Annotated in this window: 14 protein-coding genes and 2 tRNA genes; 4 read left to right on the top strand and 12 right to left on the bottom strand. The window is 34.2% G+C overall.

Annotated features, from left to right (window positions below; translation table 11 throughout):
- Positions 1-163: 163 nt before the first annotated feature.
- The 5 genes from M0M44_RS06075 to M0M44_RS06055 all read right to left on the bottom strand — a co-directional run bounded on the left by M0M44_RS06075 (position 164) and on the right by M0M44_RS06055 (position 8,334).
- Positions 164-1,513 carry a DUF5689 domain-containing protein gene (locus tag M0M44_RS06075; RefSeq protein WP_248728965.1) on the bottom strand — a complete coding sequence of 450 codons (1,350 nt, stop codon included), beginning with the start codon at positions 1,511-1,513 and terminating at the stop codon, positions 164-166.
- An 11-nt stretch (positions 1,514-1,524) separates the two neighbouring features.
- Positions 1,525-4,344: a TonB-dependent receptor gene (locus M0M44_RS06070; protein WP_248728964.1), complete on the bottom strand. Its 2,820-nt coding sequence runs from the start codon at positions 4,342-4,344 to the stop codon at positions 1,525-1,527.
- A 217-nt stretch (positions 4,345-4,561) separates the two neighbouring features.
- Positions 4,562-5,782: an MFS transporter gene (locus tag M0M44_RS06065; RefSeq protein ID WP_248728963.1), complete on the bottom strand. Its 1,221-nt coding sequence runs from the start codon at positions 5,780-5,782 to the stop codon at positions 4,562-4,564.
- A 264-nt stretch (positions 5,783-6,046) separates the two neighbouring features.
- Positions 6,047-7,090, bottom strand: a complete 1,044-nt coding sequence (locus M0M44_RS06060) for a Gfo/Idh/MocA family oxidoreductase (protein WP_248728962.1) — start codon at positions 7,088-7,090, stop codon at positions 6,047-6,049.
- Positions 7,091-7,263: 173 nt separating this feature from the next.
- Positions 7,264-8,334 (bottom strand): NADH:flavin oxidoreductase/NADH oxidase, encoded by a 1,071-nt coding sequence (locus M0M44_RS06055; RefSeq protein WP_248728961.1) that lies wholly within the window; start codon positions 8,332-8,334, stop codon positions 7,264-7,266.
- 201 nt (positions 8,335-8,535) lie between these two features.
- On the opposite strand from M0M44_RS06055, the gene rseP reads away from it, so the two are divergent.
- The 3 genes from rseP (at position 8,536) to M0M44_RS06040 (ending at position 10,149) form a co-directional block, all read left to right on the top strand.
- Positions 8,536-9,879, top strand: a complete 1,344-nt coding sequence (gene rseP, locus M0M44_RS06050) for an RIP metalloprotease RseP (RefSeq protein WP_248728960.1) — start codon at positions 8,536-8,538, stop codon at positions 9,877-9,879.
- Between the two features lie 83 nt (positions 9,880-9,962).
- Positions 9,963-10,036 (top strand) — tRNA-Asn (locus tag M0M44_RS06045).
- A 39-nt stretch (positions 10,037-10,075) separates the two neighbouring features.
- Positions 10,076-10,149, top strand: a tRNA-Asn gene (locus tag M0M44_RS06040).
- 341 nt (positions 10,150-10,490) lie between these two features.
- Here the strand turns inward: M0M44_RS06040 and M0M44_RS06035 are convergent.
- Positions 10,491-11,174 (bottom strand): hypothetical protein, encoded by a 684-nt coding sequence (locus M0M44_RS06035; RefSeq protein WP_248728959.1) that lies wholly within the window; start codon positions 11,172-11,174, stop codon positions 10,491-10,493.
- Positions 11,175-11,293: 119 nt separating this feature from the next.
- Positions 11,294-11,572, bottom strand: a complete 279-nt coding sequence (locus tag M0M44_RS06030; RefSeq protein ID WP_248728958.1) for a hypothetical protein — start codon at positions 11,570-11,572, stop codon at positions 11,294-11,296.
- Between the two features lie 177 nt (positions 11,573-11,749).
- On the opposite strand from M0M44_RS06030, the gene M0M44_RS06025 reads away from it, so the two are divergent.
- Positions 11,750-12,145 (top strand): helix-turn-helix domain-containing protein, encoded by a 396-nt coding sequence (locus tag M0M44_RS06025; protein WP_248728957.1) that lies wholly within the window; start codon positions 11,750-11,752, stop codon positions 12,143-12,145.
- On the opposite strand, the gene M0M44_RS06020 is transcribed toward M0M44_RS06025, so the two are convergent.
- From M0M44_RS06020 to M0M44_RS06000, 5 genes are all read right to left on the bottom strand, one after another.
- Entirely contained in the window at positions 12,131-13,321 is a 1,191-nt protein-coding gene (locus M0M44_RS06020; protein ID WP_248728956.1) for a hypothetical protein, read from the bottom strand. The genes M0M44_RS06025 and M0M44_RS06020 overlap by 15 nt on opposite strands.
- Positions 13,302-14,312: a nucleoid-associated protein gene (locus M0M44_RS06015; RefSeq protein WP_248728955.1), complete on the bottom strand. Its 1,011-nt coding sequence runs from the start codon at positions 14,310-14,312 to the stop codon at positions 13,302-13,304. The genes M0M44_RS06020 and M0M44_RS06015 overlap by 20 nt, the downstream gene beginning before the upstream one ends.
- A gap of 231 nt (positions 14,313-14,543) precedes the next feature.
- On the bottom strand, positions 14,544-15,740 hold the full coding sequence (locus M0M44_RS06010) for a C1 family peptidase (protein ID WP_248728954.1): 1,197 nt from the start codon (positions 15,738-15,740) through the stop codon (positions 14,544-14,546).
- A 223-nt stretch (positions 15,741-15,963) separates the two neighbouring features.
- A complete protein-coding gene (locus tag M0M44_RS06005) occupies positions 15,964-17,124 on the bottom strand; it encodes a BamA/TamA family outer membrane protein (protein ID WP_248728953.1) in 1,161 nt (386 codons plus the stop codon).
- Between the two features lie 57 nt (positions 17,125-17,181).
- On the bottom strand, positions 17,182-18,150 hold the full coding sequence (locus M0M44_RS06000; protein ID WP_248728952.1) for a SphA family protein: 969 nt from the start codon (positions 18,148-18,150) through the stop codon (positions 17,182-17,184).
- Positions 18,151-18,191: the final 41 nt, after the last annotated feature.

Genomic DNA, 18,191 nt, shown 5'->3' with positions numbered 1-18,191 from the left:
TTAACCAAATAAGAAAGAAAAATAATACAAATATTGCAATTATCAAGAATATCTTATTGTGATAATTACAAATTTTAATGAATTTTAAGAATGTTTGCATTTAGACGATAAACCTCTTACATAGCTAATTATGAATGTTCATTTACTTTTCTTTAAATACATATTACTTCTCTCCAAATATCTTTACATCATCTACCATAAAAGCGCCATTTAATGTTTTGTCTTTTCCCGAACCAATATATTTAAATGCAATATGTATGTTTCCAGAATAAGCAGAAAGATCGATTCCCCCAGAACTTATAAATTCTCGAGAAGGCGTTGAAAGCGTTGGCACTTTTGCTTCTAATTTTGTCCATTTTGCTTTGGTCACACTGGCACCGTCAAAATTGGTTGAAACATACACTTCTAAAGTATTTAAAGGCGAATCTACTTTTAAATCATGCTGTGCGCTTCTAAATGATAGTATCGAATTTTTATAACCGTTCAAGTTAATTTTAGGAGAAACCAGCCAAGCTATATTTTCAGCAGCGGTTGTACTTGTAGTATTAAATTCGGCATATCCATTTCCGGCATAAACCATGCTTTTCCACAATTTTGTGGCTTTCTCTACAATATTGCTCCAACCCGGAAGCGCAAAATTGACATTGTTTTTAACCGACTGAAAATCTTCTGCAAAAAATGGAGTATTTCTTTTTCCAGTCATTACAATATCAGTTTCATATCGAACCATAAATTGATAATCAGTTCCAAATTTTGTTAGAATACCTCTTACTTTTCCGCTTCCTTCTGGCACAAAATGATCTGCAAATTTTGCATAGGCGCTTGTTCTAAAAATAATCTGGTTTCCTGTTTTATCTCGCAGATTCCAATTTGTAGATCCACCCACATTATTTGATTCTTCATAATAATGGCGTCCCAGTGCAGCTTCTGTAAATTCCACATCATTTAAATCTATTAATGTGTTTAACTTACTATCATTGAGTGCTTTTTCTATGGTTAGCGATTCAACCAAAAGTTTTTCATCAATTATTGCACAGGAAGCGTTCAGTACATTTTTATACTCATTTTGAGAAATCCTGCCGATTGTCGGATCACCGGCATTGCTTACATATAAACTCCCAATTCTTAATCCGCCATAGTATAAATCTGTAAATTGATTTTTAAGTTTTACATATACTTTATTTCCAACTCGGTAATCAATATACGTATTTGAGGCATCTATTGGAACACTAAAACCAATCGAGGGAGCGGTAGCGGTTGCCAATGTCTGCAATGAAATTGTTTTAAAAAAATTGCCGCCTTCGTCACTAGAAACTACATACGCTTCGATTATATCATCGTATAAATATTGTTTGGCTGTATTATTTGAAAGTTCATATACTTTTTCTACAGCCTTATTTACTGTGAAATCTGGCTGTGTACACATCAATTTCGGCGTTTCGACTTCGTTGCTACAACTCGTGATGATAAATAATGATAGTCCAAAAAATGAATTTAAAAATAGATTTTTCATGAGATTTTGATTTACAAACCAATGGTGAGATTTAAAAAATAAGTTCTTCCGTAACCGTAGTAATATTTAGGACCAAACGATGGAGACCCGCTGGAAATATCTTGATTTAGAGCTCTGAAATTTGCATTACGAGCCTGTTCAAAACCTCCAGTTTTATATATTGAATTGAAAACATTATTGACGCTGGCAAAAAGTCCAATATATTTTTTACGAATTCGCCACGACTTTCCACCACTAATATTTAATAATGATACAGGATCAAACTTTTCTTGTCTTAATAATTCATTTCCCCTTTCAGGAGTTGCCTCAGGGAAAGGAAAGCTATTGGCTGGATTGATGTAAAATTGAGATGTTCGAGAGATTGGTGAAACATCGATATAACTTTCCGCCAAATAATTAATATTAGCAGCCAGCCACCAAAATTTTGGATCGCGATATTCCAGTCCAAACGAATAGGCTTGCTGTGGAGTTCCTGGCTGTTTGTAGTTCTTCAAATAAGCCGAACCAAAATCAAAAACGCTTTGTGCTCCATCTTTTGCTTTATTGGCATCGTTTGTAATGATTACATTCGGATTGCTGTTATATACGTAATTTCCAAATGCTGCAGATAATGTTGTTTTTAATGTCGGCCAAATTTGATATTCAAAACTTAATTCTGCTCCCGTATTTTTCTTATCCAAATTTGTCAAAGTCTGGCTGACAAATGCATTTGCTGAATCATAACCCGACCCGTTATCAAAAATTCCTTCCGCATAAAAATAAGAGGTTTTCGACGTGTTTTTAATCAAGGAATAGTAAACCGTTAAACGTAATTTGAGTTTTGCAAAATGGTATACATAATTGGCCTCAGCACTACTAATATTTTCACTTTCAATTCCGTCAACAATCGTATTATTTAATCGTGAATTTGAAAAAACATTTCGAAGAGAAGGCGCTCTGGTAAAATGTGCAGCATTAAAAAACAATAACTGTTTTCCCGAAATTTTATACGTAAATCCGCCTTTGAATCCGAAATTTTCAAAATTTACCTTTGCACTCTTTCCTAAAGAAGTTGTCGGATACAATCCATTTTGATACAATCCCTCTCTTTGGTAATCTGATACTGAATAAGATTGCGCTAAAAAGAATTCTGTTTTGTTGTAATTAAATTTAAACTGCGCAAAAACATCTAAAGTACTAGCCCGTAAATTGTAATTGTATCCGTAAACATCTCCTTTACCTACTTGACGATTGGGATGCAGCAAATCGGATTGAGAAAGATTTCCTTTGTAAAACGGATCAATATCTTCGAAATATGCTCCGCCAAGAAGATCCAGTAAATATTGAAAATTATGCGATTTTAATTTCTTAAAAGTTAATCCGCCATCAAAAGAGATATTAGGCGTTATCTGTGTATTAAGATTTGAATTTACTGCCAAGGTACGATCATCTGTTCTGTCCTCGTAAAGCACATAATGGCTTTGCGCCGGCACATAACCATTTTGTCCAATCTTTTGATTGGCGAAATACATTTCGTCCCAATTTATCTGGGGATTTGCTAAAAAAGCTGTCTTGTTTTTTTCTGCATTTTCATAATCTGGAGTAAACTCCCCCGAAAACTCTCCTTGGTCTTTAGCATACAGTGAACTAAAATAACTTGGCATTTTTTTATAATAAACTGGATCGGGACTATCTGCATTTTGGTAATCAATATTGCTGTTTCCAACTTTCCCAAATTGATACATAATCGCAGAATTCAAATTGGTTTTATCATCCATTTTAAAATAGTGGTTCACCATAAACAAAGGTTCTTCTACATTTTTTATTCTTGCATTTCGCTTTTCTCCGTTCTGAAATCCCCAGTACGAGTTGTATTTTTCGCCCATTAAATTGGTAACCTCAGCAGTATTAGCAGAGTTCTTCCCGCGGGAATTTGGCGTATAAAACCCAGTAAAATTGATTGAATTTCTTTTGTTTAATTTCTTTTCGACACTAAGAAAAAAAGAATTGGCATCGAAATTTGTACCTTCAAAATACCCTTCATCTGCCCACCGTTTTCCAGCCGAAACTACAAAAGCCCAGCCAGAAGCATTCATTCCCGAAGCATAGGTTCCAATTGCCCGCCATAAATAAGTGGTATTGCTTCCCGAAAAAGTTAATGATGTTCCTTTTCTATACAAAGAAGCACGAGTAAAAATCTGTTGTGTTCCTAAAACGCCCCCAAAAGTATAATTGGAAGCTGCTGTTCCTACTGAGAATTCCTGATTGCGAAGCACATTGTTTAAACCGCCCCAATTGCTCCATTGCGGTCTTCCATCATATATTTTATTCATTGGTATTCCGTTAAGCATCGTGATTGCATTTTCGCTATCTAAACCACGAATACGAAATCTAGCCTGTCCCCAATTGAATGCCGACGCCTGCATAAAAGCATCTCTTGAAGATTGTAAAAGTCCGGATGTCATTTCAGATGAACTATTATCATCTGAAAAATCATTCTCTGAGAGCGTAATCAATGCACCCGGAACTTCGTCTGAATAAGTATCTTCTAATTGTAAAATACCGAGATTAATATCCTGTCCAGAATTAGACCTTACTTTTAAAAGAAAATCTTTGTATCCCTGACTTCTGAGTAAAAGCAGCTGCTCTTTTTTGGGAAATATATGAAGTTCAAATTTCCCTGTTTTTGATGTAAGCTGCATCACGGCTGTGTTCTGTATTGTTACCACTACACTTTCCAATGGATTCTGTGTTCGGGCATCAATAACAATTCCTGTTACCGTAATTTCTTTCTGCGAAAAAGCAAAATTAAAGAACCAAAAAATAAAGAAGAATGCGTAATTTTTTACCATTAAAACCTATTTATTAATTTTGAAAATAGTCTAGGATTGCCATCCTTAATTCAAAAGATAAAATTGGTTTTTGGAAAAAAGAGAATATTAAACTTCAAGTAATGAAGTTGGAAATTCAAAAATAAACAAAATATTTAATTATAAGTAAATTCTTTTAAATTTATTTTAATGTAATGAAAGAATAGTTAATAAAAGACAATTTTAAAAAGGCAAACTATTACGCTTCTGTTCTAATTTTAGAAACCATAAAAGCAATCAGAACACCAAAAATTCCGATAAAGGCAAAAGAAAACTGCAGTCCGAAACTTTGCGCAATATGTCCAATTACAGGAGGTCCCATCAAAAACCCTAAGAAACTTACACTTGAAACAATAGTTAAAGCCTCGCCCGCAGGAACTGTCGGGTTTTTACCTGCAATACTGTAAACTGTTGGGACAATTGTGGCAACACCCAAACCTACAAACATAAAGGCGATTGTACACGGAATAATATAAGGAAGAAAAACAGCTGTAAAAAGTCCTGCCGAAATCATTACGCCACTAATCTGCATAACGCGTTCGCGTCCAAATTTATTGATTAATCCGTCGCCTAAAAATCTTCCGCTGGCCATCATAATCATAAAAGAAGTATAGCCTAAAACTACCAATGGTCCAGGTGCTTTTACAATATCTTTAAAGTAAACACCGCTCCAGTCGAACATTACGCCTTCGCTGGCCATACTGCAGAATCCGATAACACCTAACCAAAGTAAAGCGGTATCTGGTTTTACAAATAGCTTTTTGCCTTCTTCTTTTGGTTTCTTTTTTTCTTTGGCTCTAACCAAAAATTTAAAGTTAAAGGCCACCATCAATAAAACAATTCCGGCTACAATTATAAAATGATGCAGCGGACTTAATTTTAAAGCCAACATTCCCAAACCTACAAGTGCGCCTGTAAATCCAGCAAAACTCCACATTCCGTGAAAAGAGGACATGATTGTTTTTTTGAACAAAACTTCAGTATAAACCCCTTGTGTGTTTACGGCGATATTGGCAAGATTTCCGAATACACCAAACAAAAATAATCCTAATGATAATTGTAACGATGTTGTCGCCAAACCTAAATTGATTAAGCACAAAACATACATTATTAAAGAGAAAATTAGAATACGGTGGCTACCGAATTTGGTTACCATTTTTCCTGAAAAAGGCATAACAATTAGCTGTCCAACCGGAAGTGCAAAAAGAATAGAACCTAAATCGCCTTCTGTTAAATGTAAAGCTGTTTTGATATCTGGAATTCTGCTCGCCCATGTGGCAAAACTCAAACCCATTCCGAAATAAAACATTCCAACAGCAAAACGAATCCGATTTAAATAGGAAGCTTTAGCCTCTCTAAATACTTTCTTGATTTTGGCTTTGGTCTGAAAAAGCGATAATGGATTAATGTTTAACAGCATATTGAATTTTATTGGAATGTTGTCAAAAATACTAAAAACGCTCGTTAAAGTGCATAAAGTCTAAGGTTATGCACAATATACAACGTTATTGTTTATAAATTCAAAGGTTTTCAGTTGAATTCTTATTACTAAAATTACAATTTTTAGGCTTTAGTAGAATTATAATTTGTTTGTTTTTTTATTGAAGCAAAAAAAGGAGCATTCTCCATTTTTGAGACAGCTCCTTTTTTTAAACATTCTGTTTCTTTGTTGCTACGGAATGTATTATGATATGCCTATTACCTTTTGTTGGGCATTACTTGCAATTGCGGCTTCTATAACCTGCATTACTTTTACACCTTCATCTGCTGTAACAGGTTCTGTTTTGTTGTTTGCAATCGAATCGTAAACGCCATCAAAGAAACTGAAATAATTGCCTTGAAGCGTTGGGATTTTTTCTCTCACAATTTTACCATTAATTTCGGTATGTAAAAGTCCTTGAAGACTTTCAGCTTCTGTTCCCCAAGAATCTAGGTTTGGTTTTTTGCCCACTTTCAAATCATCTTCCTGAACATCTCCTCGAGGTTTTAAGAAAGAACCTTTTTTTCCGTGAAGGGTATATGCCGGATTGGCTTCTCTCACAAAAAATCCTGCTTTTAAACGGACTCTGAAATTAGAATAAAACAAAGTCAAATCAATCCAGTCGTCTACTACAGAGTTTTCTCTCGTTACACGAATGTCTCCGAAAACAGCCTTTGGGCAGCCAAACAAACTTACCGCCTGATCTATTATGTGTGGTCCCAAATCTTTTAAAACTCCAGCTCCATCGTTGGCTGTTTCTTTATGCGCTTTCGGACTCAACAACGGATTATATCGGTCAAAATGAAATTCAGCTTCGACCAAATCTCCTAAAAGGCCGTCGTCAATTACTTTTTTAACGGTTTTGAAATCGCTATCCCATCTTCTGTTCTGAAAAACAGCCAATTTCAATCCTTTTTCTTTTGCAATTTTTGCCAATTCTTTTGCTTCTGCCGCAGTTGTGGTGAACGCTTTTTCTACAACTGCATGTATTCCTGCCAAAAGCACTTTTTTAGCATATTCGTAATGCGTTCCAACTGGCGTGTTTACAATTACCAAATCTACATCGTCGGCTAAAAGTTCGTCAAGCGATGCGTAACTTTTTACGTATGGATAATCTTCCTGAATCAGCTTTTTACTTCTTTCCCAAGAACCTAAAAGTTCGAATCCCTCGTGAATATCTAAAAATGGAGCATGGAAAACTTTTCCCGACATTCCGTATGATAAAAGTGCTGTTTTTATTTTTTGCATGTTATTTTTAGTTTTTTGCCACAGATTAATGTGATTAAAAAGGTTTTTTTTGCCACGAATTTCACGAATTTACACAAATCATTGCTTTAAAAGTTTAAAATAATTCCTGAAATTCGTATCGAAAAACATTAAAAAGAAATCATTTTATCTGTAAAATCTGTGGCTAATAAAATTTAAATTTTAGCTCTTTCGTATTGTTTTGGCCATTGAATATCGGTATCTAATTCTTTAGCGAAATCTAAAGGCAAGTTTGGATTTCTCAAAGATTCTCTGGCGAATAAAATTAAATCGGCTTGGTTTTTATTTAAAATTTCTTCGGCTTGTTTGGCTTCTGTAATTAAACCAACTGCGCCTGTAGAAATTCCCGCTTCTTGCTTCACTTTTTCTGCAAAAGGCACCTGATAACCCGGCCCTAATGTGATTTTCTGATGCGAAACCAATCCGCCTGATGAAACATCTATTAAATCTACTCCTTTTTCTTTTAATATTTTTGAAAGCTGCACAGATTCTTCTGGATTCCATCCGTTTTCTGCCCAGTCGGTTGCAGAAATTCTAACAAACAAAGGCAGATCTGAAGGCCATTCAGCTTGAACTGCTTCTACAATTTCTAAAGTAAAACGAATTCTGTTTTCAAAACTTCCTCCGTATTCATCTGTTCTCACATTTGTCAATGGAGATAAAAACTGATGCAACAAATAGCCGTGAGCACCGTGGATTTCTAAAACCTGATATCCAGCTTCTACCACTCGTTTTGTTGCTGCTTTAAAATCTGAAATCACTTTTTGGATTCCGTTTTTGTCTAAAGCTTCTGGGAGAAACGGCTCGTCATCATGATACGGAATCGCACTTGGGGCAACGGTCTGCCATCCGCCTTGAGCGAAATCCAATTTTTTATTGCCCAACCACGGAGCCGAAACACTGGCCTTTCTACCTGCATGCGCTAACTGGATACCAGGAATCGAATTTTGAGAAACAATAAAAGCGTTGATTTGTTTTAGTTTTTCTATATGTTCGTCTTTCCAGATTCCTAAATCGGAAGGAGAAATTCTGGCTTCTGGAGAAACTGCAGTCGCTTCCTGAATGATAAGTCCAGCACCTCCACTGGCACGGCTTCCTAAATGAACCAGATGCCAATCGTTTGCAAATCCGTCAACTGCAGAATACTGGCACATTGGCGAGATCGCGATTCTATTTTTTAAAGTGATATTTTTTATAGTAAGAGGAGAAAATAATTTCGTTGCCATATACTTGTAACTTTTAATGATTTTATACTACCAATTGAGTAAGGCAGTGTTCGAAAAGTAAAGTTACAGTATCTTGTTAAAAAGAGAAATCGAAATGTTTATTAATTAACAAACATTTAAAACCTTAAACATTATCTTGCGCTCTTAAATTAAATAAGAAAACGCTACTTTTGTGCGTTAAATACGAACTAAAAATAAAAAATGGATATAGTTATCAAACTCTCTCAATTTCTATTGAGTTTATCTTTACTTATTATTCTTCATGAATTAGGGCATTTTATCCCTGCTAAATTGTTTAAAACCAGAGTCGAAAAATTTTATTTATTTTTTGATGTTAAATATTCACTATTCAAAAAGAAAATTGGAGAAACAGAATACGGTATCGGATGGCTTCCGCTTGGAGGTTATGTGAAAATTTCTGGAATGATTGACGAAAGTATGGACAAAGAGCAAATGGCGCTTCCGCCTGAGCCTTGGGAATTTCGTACAAAACCGGCTTGGCAACGTTTAATTATTATGCTTGGTGGTGTTACCGTAAACTTTATCCTGGCTTTTATTATCTATATCGGAATGGCTTTTGCTTACGGAGATACTTACATTGCAAACTCTGACTTAAAAGATGGTGTTGCGATTGAAAATCCTGCTATGCTGAAAGCTGGTTTTAAAACTGGCGATAAAATCATTTCTATTGATGGTAAAGCGGTAGAAAACTTTGACAGTGATATGAACATGAATGTAATCATGGCAAAACACGTTTTGATTGAAAGAAACGGACAACAGCAAACGATTACTATGCCAACAGATTTTGTAGACCAGCTTTCTAAAACAGAGAAAGGAATGCTTGTTGATATTCGCAGACCTTTTGCAATTGGAAAAGTTACAGAAGAATCTCAGAACCAAAATTTAAAAGCAAAAGATTTGATTCTTTCTCTTAACGGACAAAAAATTAAATATTTTGACGAAGCAAAAGCAATCTTAGCCGCTAATAAAGGAAAAGAAATTTCAGCTGTTGTTTTACGTGATTTGAAAGAAACTCCTCTTACTGTGAAAGTTTCTCCAGAAGGAACTTTAGGCGTTTTTGCTGGTGGTTTAGACATGAAATCATTAGAAAAATTAGGTTACTATAAAATAAGCACTAAAGAATACGGTTTCTTCGAATCTATTCCAGTTGGTCTTCAAAAAGGAAAAGATCAATTAGTAGGTTACGGAAAACAATTAAAAATGATTTTTAATCCAGAAACTAAAGCTTACAAACAAGTGGGTGGTTTTGCTGCGATTTACAACATTTTCCCTAGTTCTTGGAGCTGGGAAGTTTTCTGGTCGATCACGGCTTTATTGTCGATTATGCTTGGAGTTATGAATTTATTGCCAATTCCTGCACTAGATGGTGGACACGTGATGTTTTTATTGTATGAAATAATTAGCGGCAAAAAACCGAGCGATAAATTCCTAGAGAATGCGCAAATGGTTGGTTTTGTTTTACTTATTTCACTACTACTGTTTGCTAACGGTAACGACATTTACAAGGCGATTGTAGGCAAGTAAAAAAAAGTCAAAAAAAGAGTGAAAATGTTTTTGAGAAACTAAAAATAGTTTTATATTTGCACTCGCTAAAAAGAGCAACAACTTCCTCCTTAGCTCAGTTGGTTAGAGCATCTGACTGTTAATCAGAGGGTCCTTGGTTCGAGCCCAAGAGGGGGAGCAACTTTTTTTAGCAAACATATTAACCTTTTAAGGTGATTCCTCCTTAGCTCAGTTGGTTAGAGCATCTGACTGTTAATCAGAGGGTCCTTGGTTCGAGCCCAAGAGGGGGAGCTTAAAAAAAAGACGATCAAATTGATCGTCTTTTTTTTTTGAATTATTCCAAAGTTTAAAATTACAAATTACAATACGTAGGACTGATTATTTAACCGCAAAGAGCGCAAGGTTTTACGCAGACCGCCAATCTTGTCATTTCGACCGAAGGGAGAAATCACACTGGAAACTCCACAAAGTTCATTCCCAATCTGTGTCAATCCACATGTGGGATTTCTCCCTTCGGTCGAAATGACAAAACTGATTCTTTAAGTAAAACGAAAAGTTCGCAAAAGCTTAAAAACCTTTGCGTACTCTGCGTAAAATCTCAGCGCCCTCTTCGGTAAAAAAATAACAGCAACTTACTTCATTGTCAAAGTTTCACTCTTGAACCTTTTCATCAAAGCATTCGCTTTTTCATCTTCATTTATTGCTTTTAAAGACTGTGCATATCTGTAATAATAAATAGCATCCAAATCTTTGGTTTCTTCAAATAATTGAGCATAATAACCTGCTGCTGCACTTAGATTGCCATCAAAATAAAAACGATCTGCAACTTTTTTAAGCATATCTACAGATTTATACCCTTTGTCCACCACTTTTGTGTACGTGTCAACCATATTAACAGTTACATATTTTGAAGTTGTTGGAGCGGGAGCTGTAATTTCGACTTTAACGGGCTCTACAGAGACAGACGAACTTGCAACAAGCGTTTTAGCCTCTATTGCATTTGGAGCTACCTTAGGTTTTCTTTTTACGTAATTAGGAATTACTGTTCTTGTATTGTTAGGACCTAGATCGTAAGTATCGACCATGTCCAATTTTGAAACTTGGTAGGTAATAATTCTACCGCCAAAAAGCTTATTTATTCTTTCTTCTACATAATAAGATTGTATAACATAATCACTATTATTAGCAAGATTATCCGTCAATAGTGTCGTTTTTCCTGTTGCTGGAGAAGCGGAGGCATGGTTGGTGCGCTGGGCAAAACAGCCAAGAGAAAATACGAACGCAAGTGTACATAAAATTGCTTCATACTTTTTCATGATTTTTGAATAAAATTAGATGCCCCAATTAAAAAACTCAGCCTAAAGTTACTGATTTTCTTTTACTTAGCTTTTATTCTGACTGTAAATTACTTAGAAAAACGATAAAGTACCGCTTTTTATGAATTTATCATTTGAACGCAGGCTTTTTGTATTTCTTCGTCTGAAAATGGTTCTAGCGCTTTTGATAACATTTTACTGGTTCTAATACAGCTTAGCATTTTAAGTCGTAAGGAACGACTGTCTCCTGATTCTGTTTCTAGCAGATGCTCAAAAATCTCGGTTAAATATTCTGGATGGTTTTTAAATTCTCCATCGAAATTAATATCTGACACCAATCTGGCTATCGATTCTATTATTTTATTTTGATTTGCATTGCTTTTCTTTTCTGTTTTCATGGAGCTTATTTATGGTTTGGACACGAATAATTATTGTACGAAAAATTGTATTTTTGCTTTAACTAAATAAACGATAGAATACATTCTAACAAAATAGATTACGATTTTATCTCACAAGTAAAAAGATTGTATTTTACTATATTCCTAATTTTTAAGGATTTTTAATATCTTTGAAGTATGAGCACAGCAACAAAACCAAAACATATCGGGAGAAACATAAGCCGAATTAGAGAGCTTAGAGGAATGAAACAAGAAGCACTTGCTATTGCGATAGGTGTAAGCCAGCAATATGTTTCTACCATTGAAGGAAGCGAAAATGTTGACGATGAAAGACTAAACTCTATTGCAGAAGCTTTGGGTGTTTCAGCTGATGCTATTAAGAATTATAGTGACGAAGTTGTATTAAACAACATTCAAAATAATCATGAAGGTTCTGTTATTCATAGCGGACCAACTGTAAACCATAATTGCAACTTCAACCCACTTGATAAAGTTGTAGAACTTTATGAGCGTTTGGTTCAGGCTGAAAAGGATAAAGTGGAGTATTTGGAGAGGTTGCTAAAAGGGAAGTAAAAATATACTTAAATCTATAAATATATATAAATAACTAAAAACTGTTATTGCAAAAATAACAGTCGTTAAGATTTTAACTAAACTTAACTTCATTTCTTGTTTTTTAAGCTCCTGTTTCTTTAACTTTTCTAGTCGGTTATATATTTCTTGTAATTCATTGACATCTTTAATCTTTTGAACAAAATCATCTATGTCATTTTCGATCGCTTTTATAGATTCTCTAATGTTTTTGAATAATACACATCGAATAAGTATAAAAAATATTAGAGATAAAATTAACAATCCTAAATTTTTTAAAATTAAAGAGCCTGTAAAATCAAAATTATTAAGAAGCAATATATAACCTATTGGAATCCCAAAAATATAATTTGATGCTTTACTAATTGAATCATAAATTCGATCTACTAATTTTTGGAAATGTTCGTTTGATGATGTTTTTATTTTTTCAAATGAAAACCCGGATATAAATAAAGCATAGCTTTTTTCGTAGTTTGACATCAGGTTATCCCAATTTTCAACAAGTTTCACATATGAATTTCCATACTTTTCAATAAATATGACTAATTCATTAATAAAAAGTTGTTTTTTATCATTCCCAGAAAACGAATCTAGCAGTTGTTTTTTTATATCACTTGGGACTGATATATTAAATTTTTTCAATTGCTTGATGTCGTATTCAATCTTTAAATCTGCACCTTTTCCTGACTTATAAAAGAAAAGTTCTAATCGATGACCAATTGTTTTTTTATTCTCTGCAATATTTTGCAAAAAATCGATAATCAGAAGATTATTCTCATATTGAGCGATCAAAGAATTAACATCGATACCTTTTCTATAATTGATTTCTTCGATAAAATAATCATTCTGTACACATTCAAATTTATTTCCAGAAACAAAATCATCTAAAAGGTAATAATAATTTGGAATATCCCCGATTTTTATTTCAATCCTTAAATCATCGTTAAGATAAGCATCTAGTTCCTCATTATCAATACTAGTATAATTTCCCGTAAACAATTCTATTAAGCTTCTATTCTTAAGAACTTTTACATCATTAATACACTCACTTGTCAGTGAAATTGTACCTGAAACAAAACTTCCTTCAAATATTTTACTTTCTATTTTCTTAATTAATGAAATAGCACTGCTTAAAACATTATTCTGTAATTGATTCATCTTTTTCTGAATTAATAATATCAAAAGTAGAATTTAATTTATCCGTTGGCACATCATGTATTACAATACAATTACCATCCCTTGTTATCTTTCCTTTCTTTATTAATTCCTTTTCGAATACCAAATGATAACCATCTTCTTTTAAAATGCTTCTTGTAAAATTATCGAAATCACCTTTTGAATGTATTCCAATTCTTCCACTAATTTCAATTTCATTTTTAGAAATAAACTCCAAAAATGACAAAGGACTTTGTGTATTAACGATTGCAGAAACGGATTCTATTTCAACATCACTTTTATCTAAAAAACACTTGTTTATGTAAGAAGAAACTTTCTCTCTAATTGCATCTTGTTGCTTTCTAGAGATTTTTTCTTCTACAACATATTGCTTAATTGTATCTTTCAATTTTTTAAAGTTTTCTTTTGCTGAAGAAATATCAGTAGCTCCGATAAATTTTACAAAATATTGAGATACTGCTCGCGTTCCTTTTATAAATGTCAAATACCTTCCGTTATTATTTTTCCATTTGTCTAGATTTAATCTATTTGCTCTTGCTAATTTCTCTATATTTAATGTCATTAGCTTCTGTATACCTAATTCTTCTGTATTAGTATATTGGGTATCTTTATCCATCATCGAACTGATGATAAAATCTACTTGTTTTTCTACATAATGAATAAATACCACATATCCTCCAGTTGTTGTATTGATATCCATCCTACTCTTCAAAATATGCATTGCATCTGTAGTAAAAGTTAAAAAATCTTGGTTTTCTAAATATTCTTTCACTTTGACTTGAAAAGGATAGTTAACGTCATCTTCTTCAAAAGTTCCTTGAGAAGGATTTTTTGAATTATAGATTTTAATTAATCTTTCGACAAAACCGATTACAGTTTCATCAATTTCCATCAATTTATTTGAGAATTTAAGAGTTCCTTTTTCTTTTTTTTCTTTATCAATTCTATGCAATACTATCTTTTTAACTTCCATAGGCTATTGTTTATAATTTCACAAACGAAATATCTTGTTAATTTATATGAAGGAATTCAAATATAATCAATTACAAGATATCCTATCTTAAACAATATTAAAAATTCCGAATGGTATAATATTATGGAAATCCATAATTCTAAAATTAATATTCTGATAATTCATTAAAACAAAAAAGCGCCACAATTTTCATTGTGGCGCTTTCTATTTCTTACAAAACTCTCAGGATAATTAAACCCCTAGTTTCTTAGCAATTTCAGCAGGAATTCCTCCTTTGTTTACTAGTAATGCAGTAGTTTTATATTTTACGAAGTTCTTAGTTACAAACAAGAAACCTTTGTAATCGTTTGTTTCTCCCCAAGAATTTTTTACGATATAGTATTCTTTTCCAGTTTGATCTTTTGCAAGACCAATAATGTGCATTCCGTGGTCGTCTGTTGTAGTGTAGTTATCAAACGCAGCCTGACGCATTTCTGGAGTAATTTCTGGTTCTGCTTTTGGTCCGTTAAACATGTCTGCTTTTTCTTCAGCCGTCATATCGTCGAATTTTTTAGATGCAACGTAAGCAACACCGTTTTTCCAGCTAAAGCTTTTCTCGCTAACATCTGTTGCCCAAGCTACAGTATATCCTTTTTTAAGTGCATTGTCGATAACGTCTGTCATATCGTTCAATTTTACGTTGTAAACTTGATCCAATGACCAGTTGTCTGGCACCATCATCGTTGTTTTTTGGTAGTACGGAGCATTGGTGAAAGATGACATTTCTACATACTCGTCTGGGTTAATACCTACTACTTCTTTAGCAAAAGATTGCGGCGTATAGCTTTTTCCTTTGTATGTAAAGTTATCTGGCACTTTTCCTAAATAAGAATCAATAACAGCTGCGTAAGCTTTTTGCCAGTTTGGAGTCAATTCTCCGTTCGGGTTTTTCACCACTGCTGTAAGAACACCTTCGATAAGAGCGCCCATTTCGGCAAATTTGTTTTTGTCTGTTCCGTAGTTTAATCCAGTATAAACTTCTCTTGGCACAGTTCCGTATTTTTTATACATGTTAATTACATCGTGCAAAGCTCCTCCGTCTCCAAGTGTAATTGCTCCGTGCATACGAACATAGTTTACTCCTTTTTCTACATATACGTTTCTTGCAGAATAAATTTGAGATAGCTCAACTGGCTGTTTTCCTAAACGAATCATTTCTGACTCTAAGAATGAGTTTGTTGAGTAACTCCAGCAAGTTCCAGATGATCCTTGAGATTTTACCGATGTTGTACCTAAGTTAATTACTTCTGTAAATTTGAAGTTCTCTTTACTTTTGTCGCTCGCATTTAGTTTAAGTGAATTTACTAAAATGTCTTGCGCAAAACAGCCTGCAGTTCCAGCCAAAAAGATTGAAGCAGCAAACACTGATTTGAATGAAAATGTATTCATAAGTTATGATTAAAGTTTACTAAAATTAGTCTGCAATGTTTCTAATTTGTTACAAAAAAATTAAATATTATACAATTTGTGTAATGTTTAGTTGTTAATGTTTTCTTAATAGCTCTGATTATTAAGATATTTAACATAAAAAACCCCAATAACACTGTATTGAGGTTTCGTATCTTTTTTTATTTTACAAACAACTTCTTACAAGTTTTTCTAATTCTTTATTTTATCGAAGCCAGTTGCTTCCAAAAACGATGTAGTAAGCCCACTCTTCTGGCCCTCTGGCAACATCGACTCCCATTCGGAGTTTGAATTTTCTGGCAATAAGGTATCTAAAACCTGTTCCGTAGCTGTAAACAACAGGTTTGGCAAAAGCTTGATCCCAATCGTTAAAGGCGCTTGCAAGACCTCCATAACCCATTAAGCTCCATCTTCTGTAAAGATCCCATCGAAATTCTAACTCGCTCACAATACTGGTGTTTCCCATATATCTCGCCGCTGGAATTCCGCGCATATTGATTCCTGGTTTTAAATAAAAAGGCGGACTCCCCAACGCCTGTTCTCCTTCAATCCTTAGTCCGCCAATTAGTGTTTTGGCCAACGGATAATATCCAATCGCCGATAAATTGATGCGCCACGCCTGATAATCGCTTCCCAGCGCTTTATCTGACCAGAAAAAATCGGATTGAAGCCGTATTCCTTTATCTGGCGTAAATATGTTGTCACGTCCGTCAAACTGAAGCGCGAGCCCAAGCTGGCTGATGGTGCTTTTTATGTCTTTTGGATCTACAAATGGCGGGGGAAGATTAAAATCGGGCAGATTTATTTTCGAATTTAAAAATAAATATTGCGGTCCTGCACTCCATTTGGCATTCTTAAACTGTTTGAGCCATTGTGTATAAAATATCGTCGATCTAAAATTGAGCTTAAATTCCTGATCTGATTGATTGGGCAGATTATTGGCATAAAAGGATAAATTCATGTCGCCATAAGCTGCAAAAGCTCGATAGAGTATTTTAGGTTTTACAAGTGTGGCTGAGCGGAAAGCTCCTGCCATCCAGCTTTTATTGGCAGTATACATTCCAACTCCACCCGTAATATCTGGATTTACCATACGTTTGGTTCCATCTGCTTCAATAACAGGCGGGCGTTTCTTTAAAAAAACGGGAGCTACGGCAGCTCCAAATCCTCCAAGGGCAGGTTCTGTAACAATAGTGGGCACTATTAAGAATCCGTTGGCGTAAATTAAGAAGTCACTTAAATCAATAGCTCCATCTAACGAATCTTTTAAAACGACATGGTGCTTTTGCGCATTTAAAACATTAAACGATAGTATTATCCAAAGCAAAAACAGGACTTTTTTCTGTGATGTCAATTTGTTATACATATAATATTTATCGTTTTAGATTTACATTTTGATCCCTTCGAAAACACTATTTAGGAATTATTCTTTCTTAAAGCTGAATACATGTGCCAGCGTGATAAAAAAAGTATTTCCTTGAAATCTATTTATAGCATTTACTTCTCCAATCCATCTAAAACCTGCCGAAGTCATGCTGCCGATATGCAAATAATTAACCTCAGCACCTAGTCCGCCTACTCTATCTTTGTCGGGCTCGACAACCAAAATGCTTCCTACTGGAATTTTATCGTCTGACACTTTATATTGCAGGTAATAAATCAACCCTGCATTGAATATTCCTTTGGGTGCGGTTTTTTCGGCATTCATACAATAAAAAGTTTTTCCTAAACCTCCTTCAATACTTAAGATATCGCCTGTTTTTATATCAGTGTCTTTCTTTTTTCCGTTGATTTCATAAGAGGCTAATGCTGAAAAATGAAATGTTTTTTTATCATTAAAGAATAAAGTTGTTCCCGCTGAAAACTCATTCATAAACATTCCTAAACCGCTGTTGTTACTTCCTCCAAGTTCATATTTTCCTGTTGGAAGATACAACTGGTAACTAAAAACAAAGTCAGCCTTTTTATTGTGCCAGCCTAGCTGAACAGGCTGTATGTACATATCTGTAAACGCAAAATCGCTTTTAGAATCTATATAACTTCCCTGAATAGTATTGGAAGCGCCTGCCAATAAAATAGTAGCACCATAATTGGCTCCTAAAATTTTATAATCAGTTACATAAGACGCGCCGACACCGGTAATAAACATGGTGACATCTGGATTACCAACTTTGTCTCCGTCTCCGTTTCTTAAAGAAGATGCGCTATAAATATAACCCGGAATATAGACGCTTAAGGTTCTTTCGGGTGTCTGAGTTCCAGATTGAAGTCCCATTGCGCCAAGAATATGGCCGCCTTTTAGCTGGGCATTGCAATAAAAAGAAATGAAGAACAGTATGAGCACAAAAGCCAACTGTACTTTTTTTCCTGAACTATTAATTTTTAATTTCATTGTGGAATATTTTTGCATTAAAACGCTGTAATAGTCATTAC

The organism is Flavobacterium humidisoli (genome assembly GCF_023272795.1).
Classification (GTDB): domain Bacteria; phylum Bacteroidota; class Bacteroidia; order Flavobacteriales; family Flavobacteriaceae; genus Flavobacterium; species Flavobacterium humidisoli.
The sequence above is the reverse complement of the archived record's forward strand: the minus strand, read 5'-3'. Positions and strand labels throughout refer to the sequence as shown.

Coding starts and splice junctions, on each gene's coding strand:
- M0M44_RS06075 (WP_248728965.1), bottom strand. CDS start 1,513: ATGAAAAATCTATTTTTAAATTCATTTTTTGGACTATCATTATTTATC.
- M0M44_RS06070 (WP_248728964.1), bottom strand. CDS start 4,344: ATGGTAAAAAATTACGCATTCTTCTTTATTTTTTGGTTCTTTAATTTT.
- M0M44_RS06065 (WP_248728963.1), bottom strand. CDS start 5,782: ATGCTGTTAAACATTAATCCATTATCGCTTTTTCAGACCAAAGCCAAA.
- M0M44_RS06060 (WP_248728962.1), bottom strand. CDS start 7,090: ATGCAAAAAATAAAAACAGCACTTTTATCATACGGAATGTCGGGAAAA.
- M0M44_RS06055 (WP_248728961.1), bottom strand. CDS start 8,334: ATGGCAACGAAATTATTTTCTCCTCTTACTATAAAAAATATCACTTTA.
- rseP (WP_248728960.1), top strand. CDS start 8,536: ATGGATATAGTTATCAAACTCTCTCAATTTCTATTGAGTTTATCTTTA.
- M0M44_RS06035 (WP_248728959.1), bottom strand. CDS start 11,174: ATGAAAAAGTATGAAGCAATTTTATGTACACTTGCGTTCGTATTTTCT.
- M0M44_RS06030 (WP_248728958.1), bottom strand. CDS start 11,572: ATGAAAACAGAAAAGAAAAGCAATGCAAATCAAAATAAAATAATAGAA.
- M0M44_RS06025 (WP_248728957.1), top strand. CDS start 11,750: ATGAGCACAGCAACAAAACCAAAACATATCGGGAGAAACATAAGCCGA.
- M0M44_RS06020 (WP_248728956.1), bottom strand. CDS start 13,321: ATGAATCAATTACAGAATAATGTTTTAAGCAGTGCTATTTCATTAATT.
- M0M44_RS06015 (WP_248728955.1), bottom strand. CDS start 14,312: ATGGAAGTTAAAAAGATAGTATTGCATAGAATTGATAAAGAAAAAAAA.
- M0M44_RS06010 (WP_248728954.1), bottom strand. CDS start 15,740: ATGAATACATTTTCATTCAAATCAGTGTTTGCTGCTTCAATCTTTTTG.
- M0M44_RS06005 (WP_248728953.1), bottom strand. CDS start 17,124: ATGTATAACAAATTGACATCACAGAAAAAAGTCCTGTTTTTGCTTTGG.
- M0M44_RS06000 (WP_248728952.1), bottom strand. CDS start 18,150: ATGAAATTAAAAATTAATAGTTCAGGAAAAAAAGTACAGTTGGCTTTT.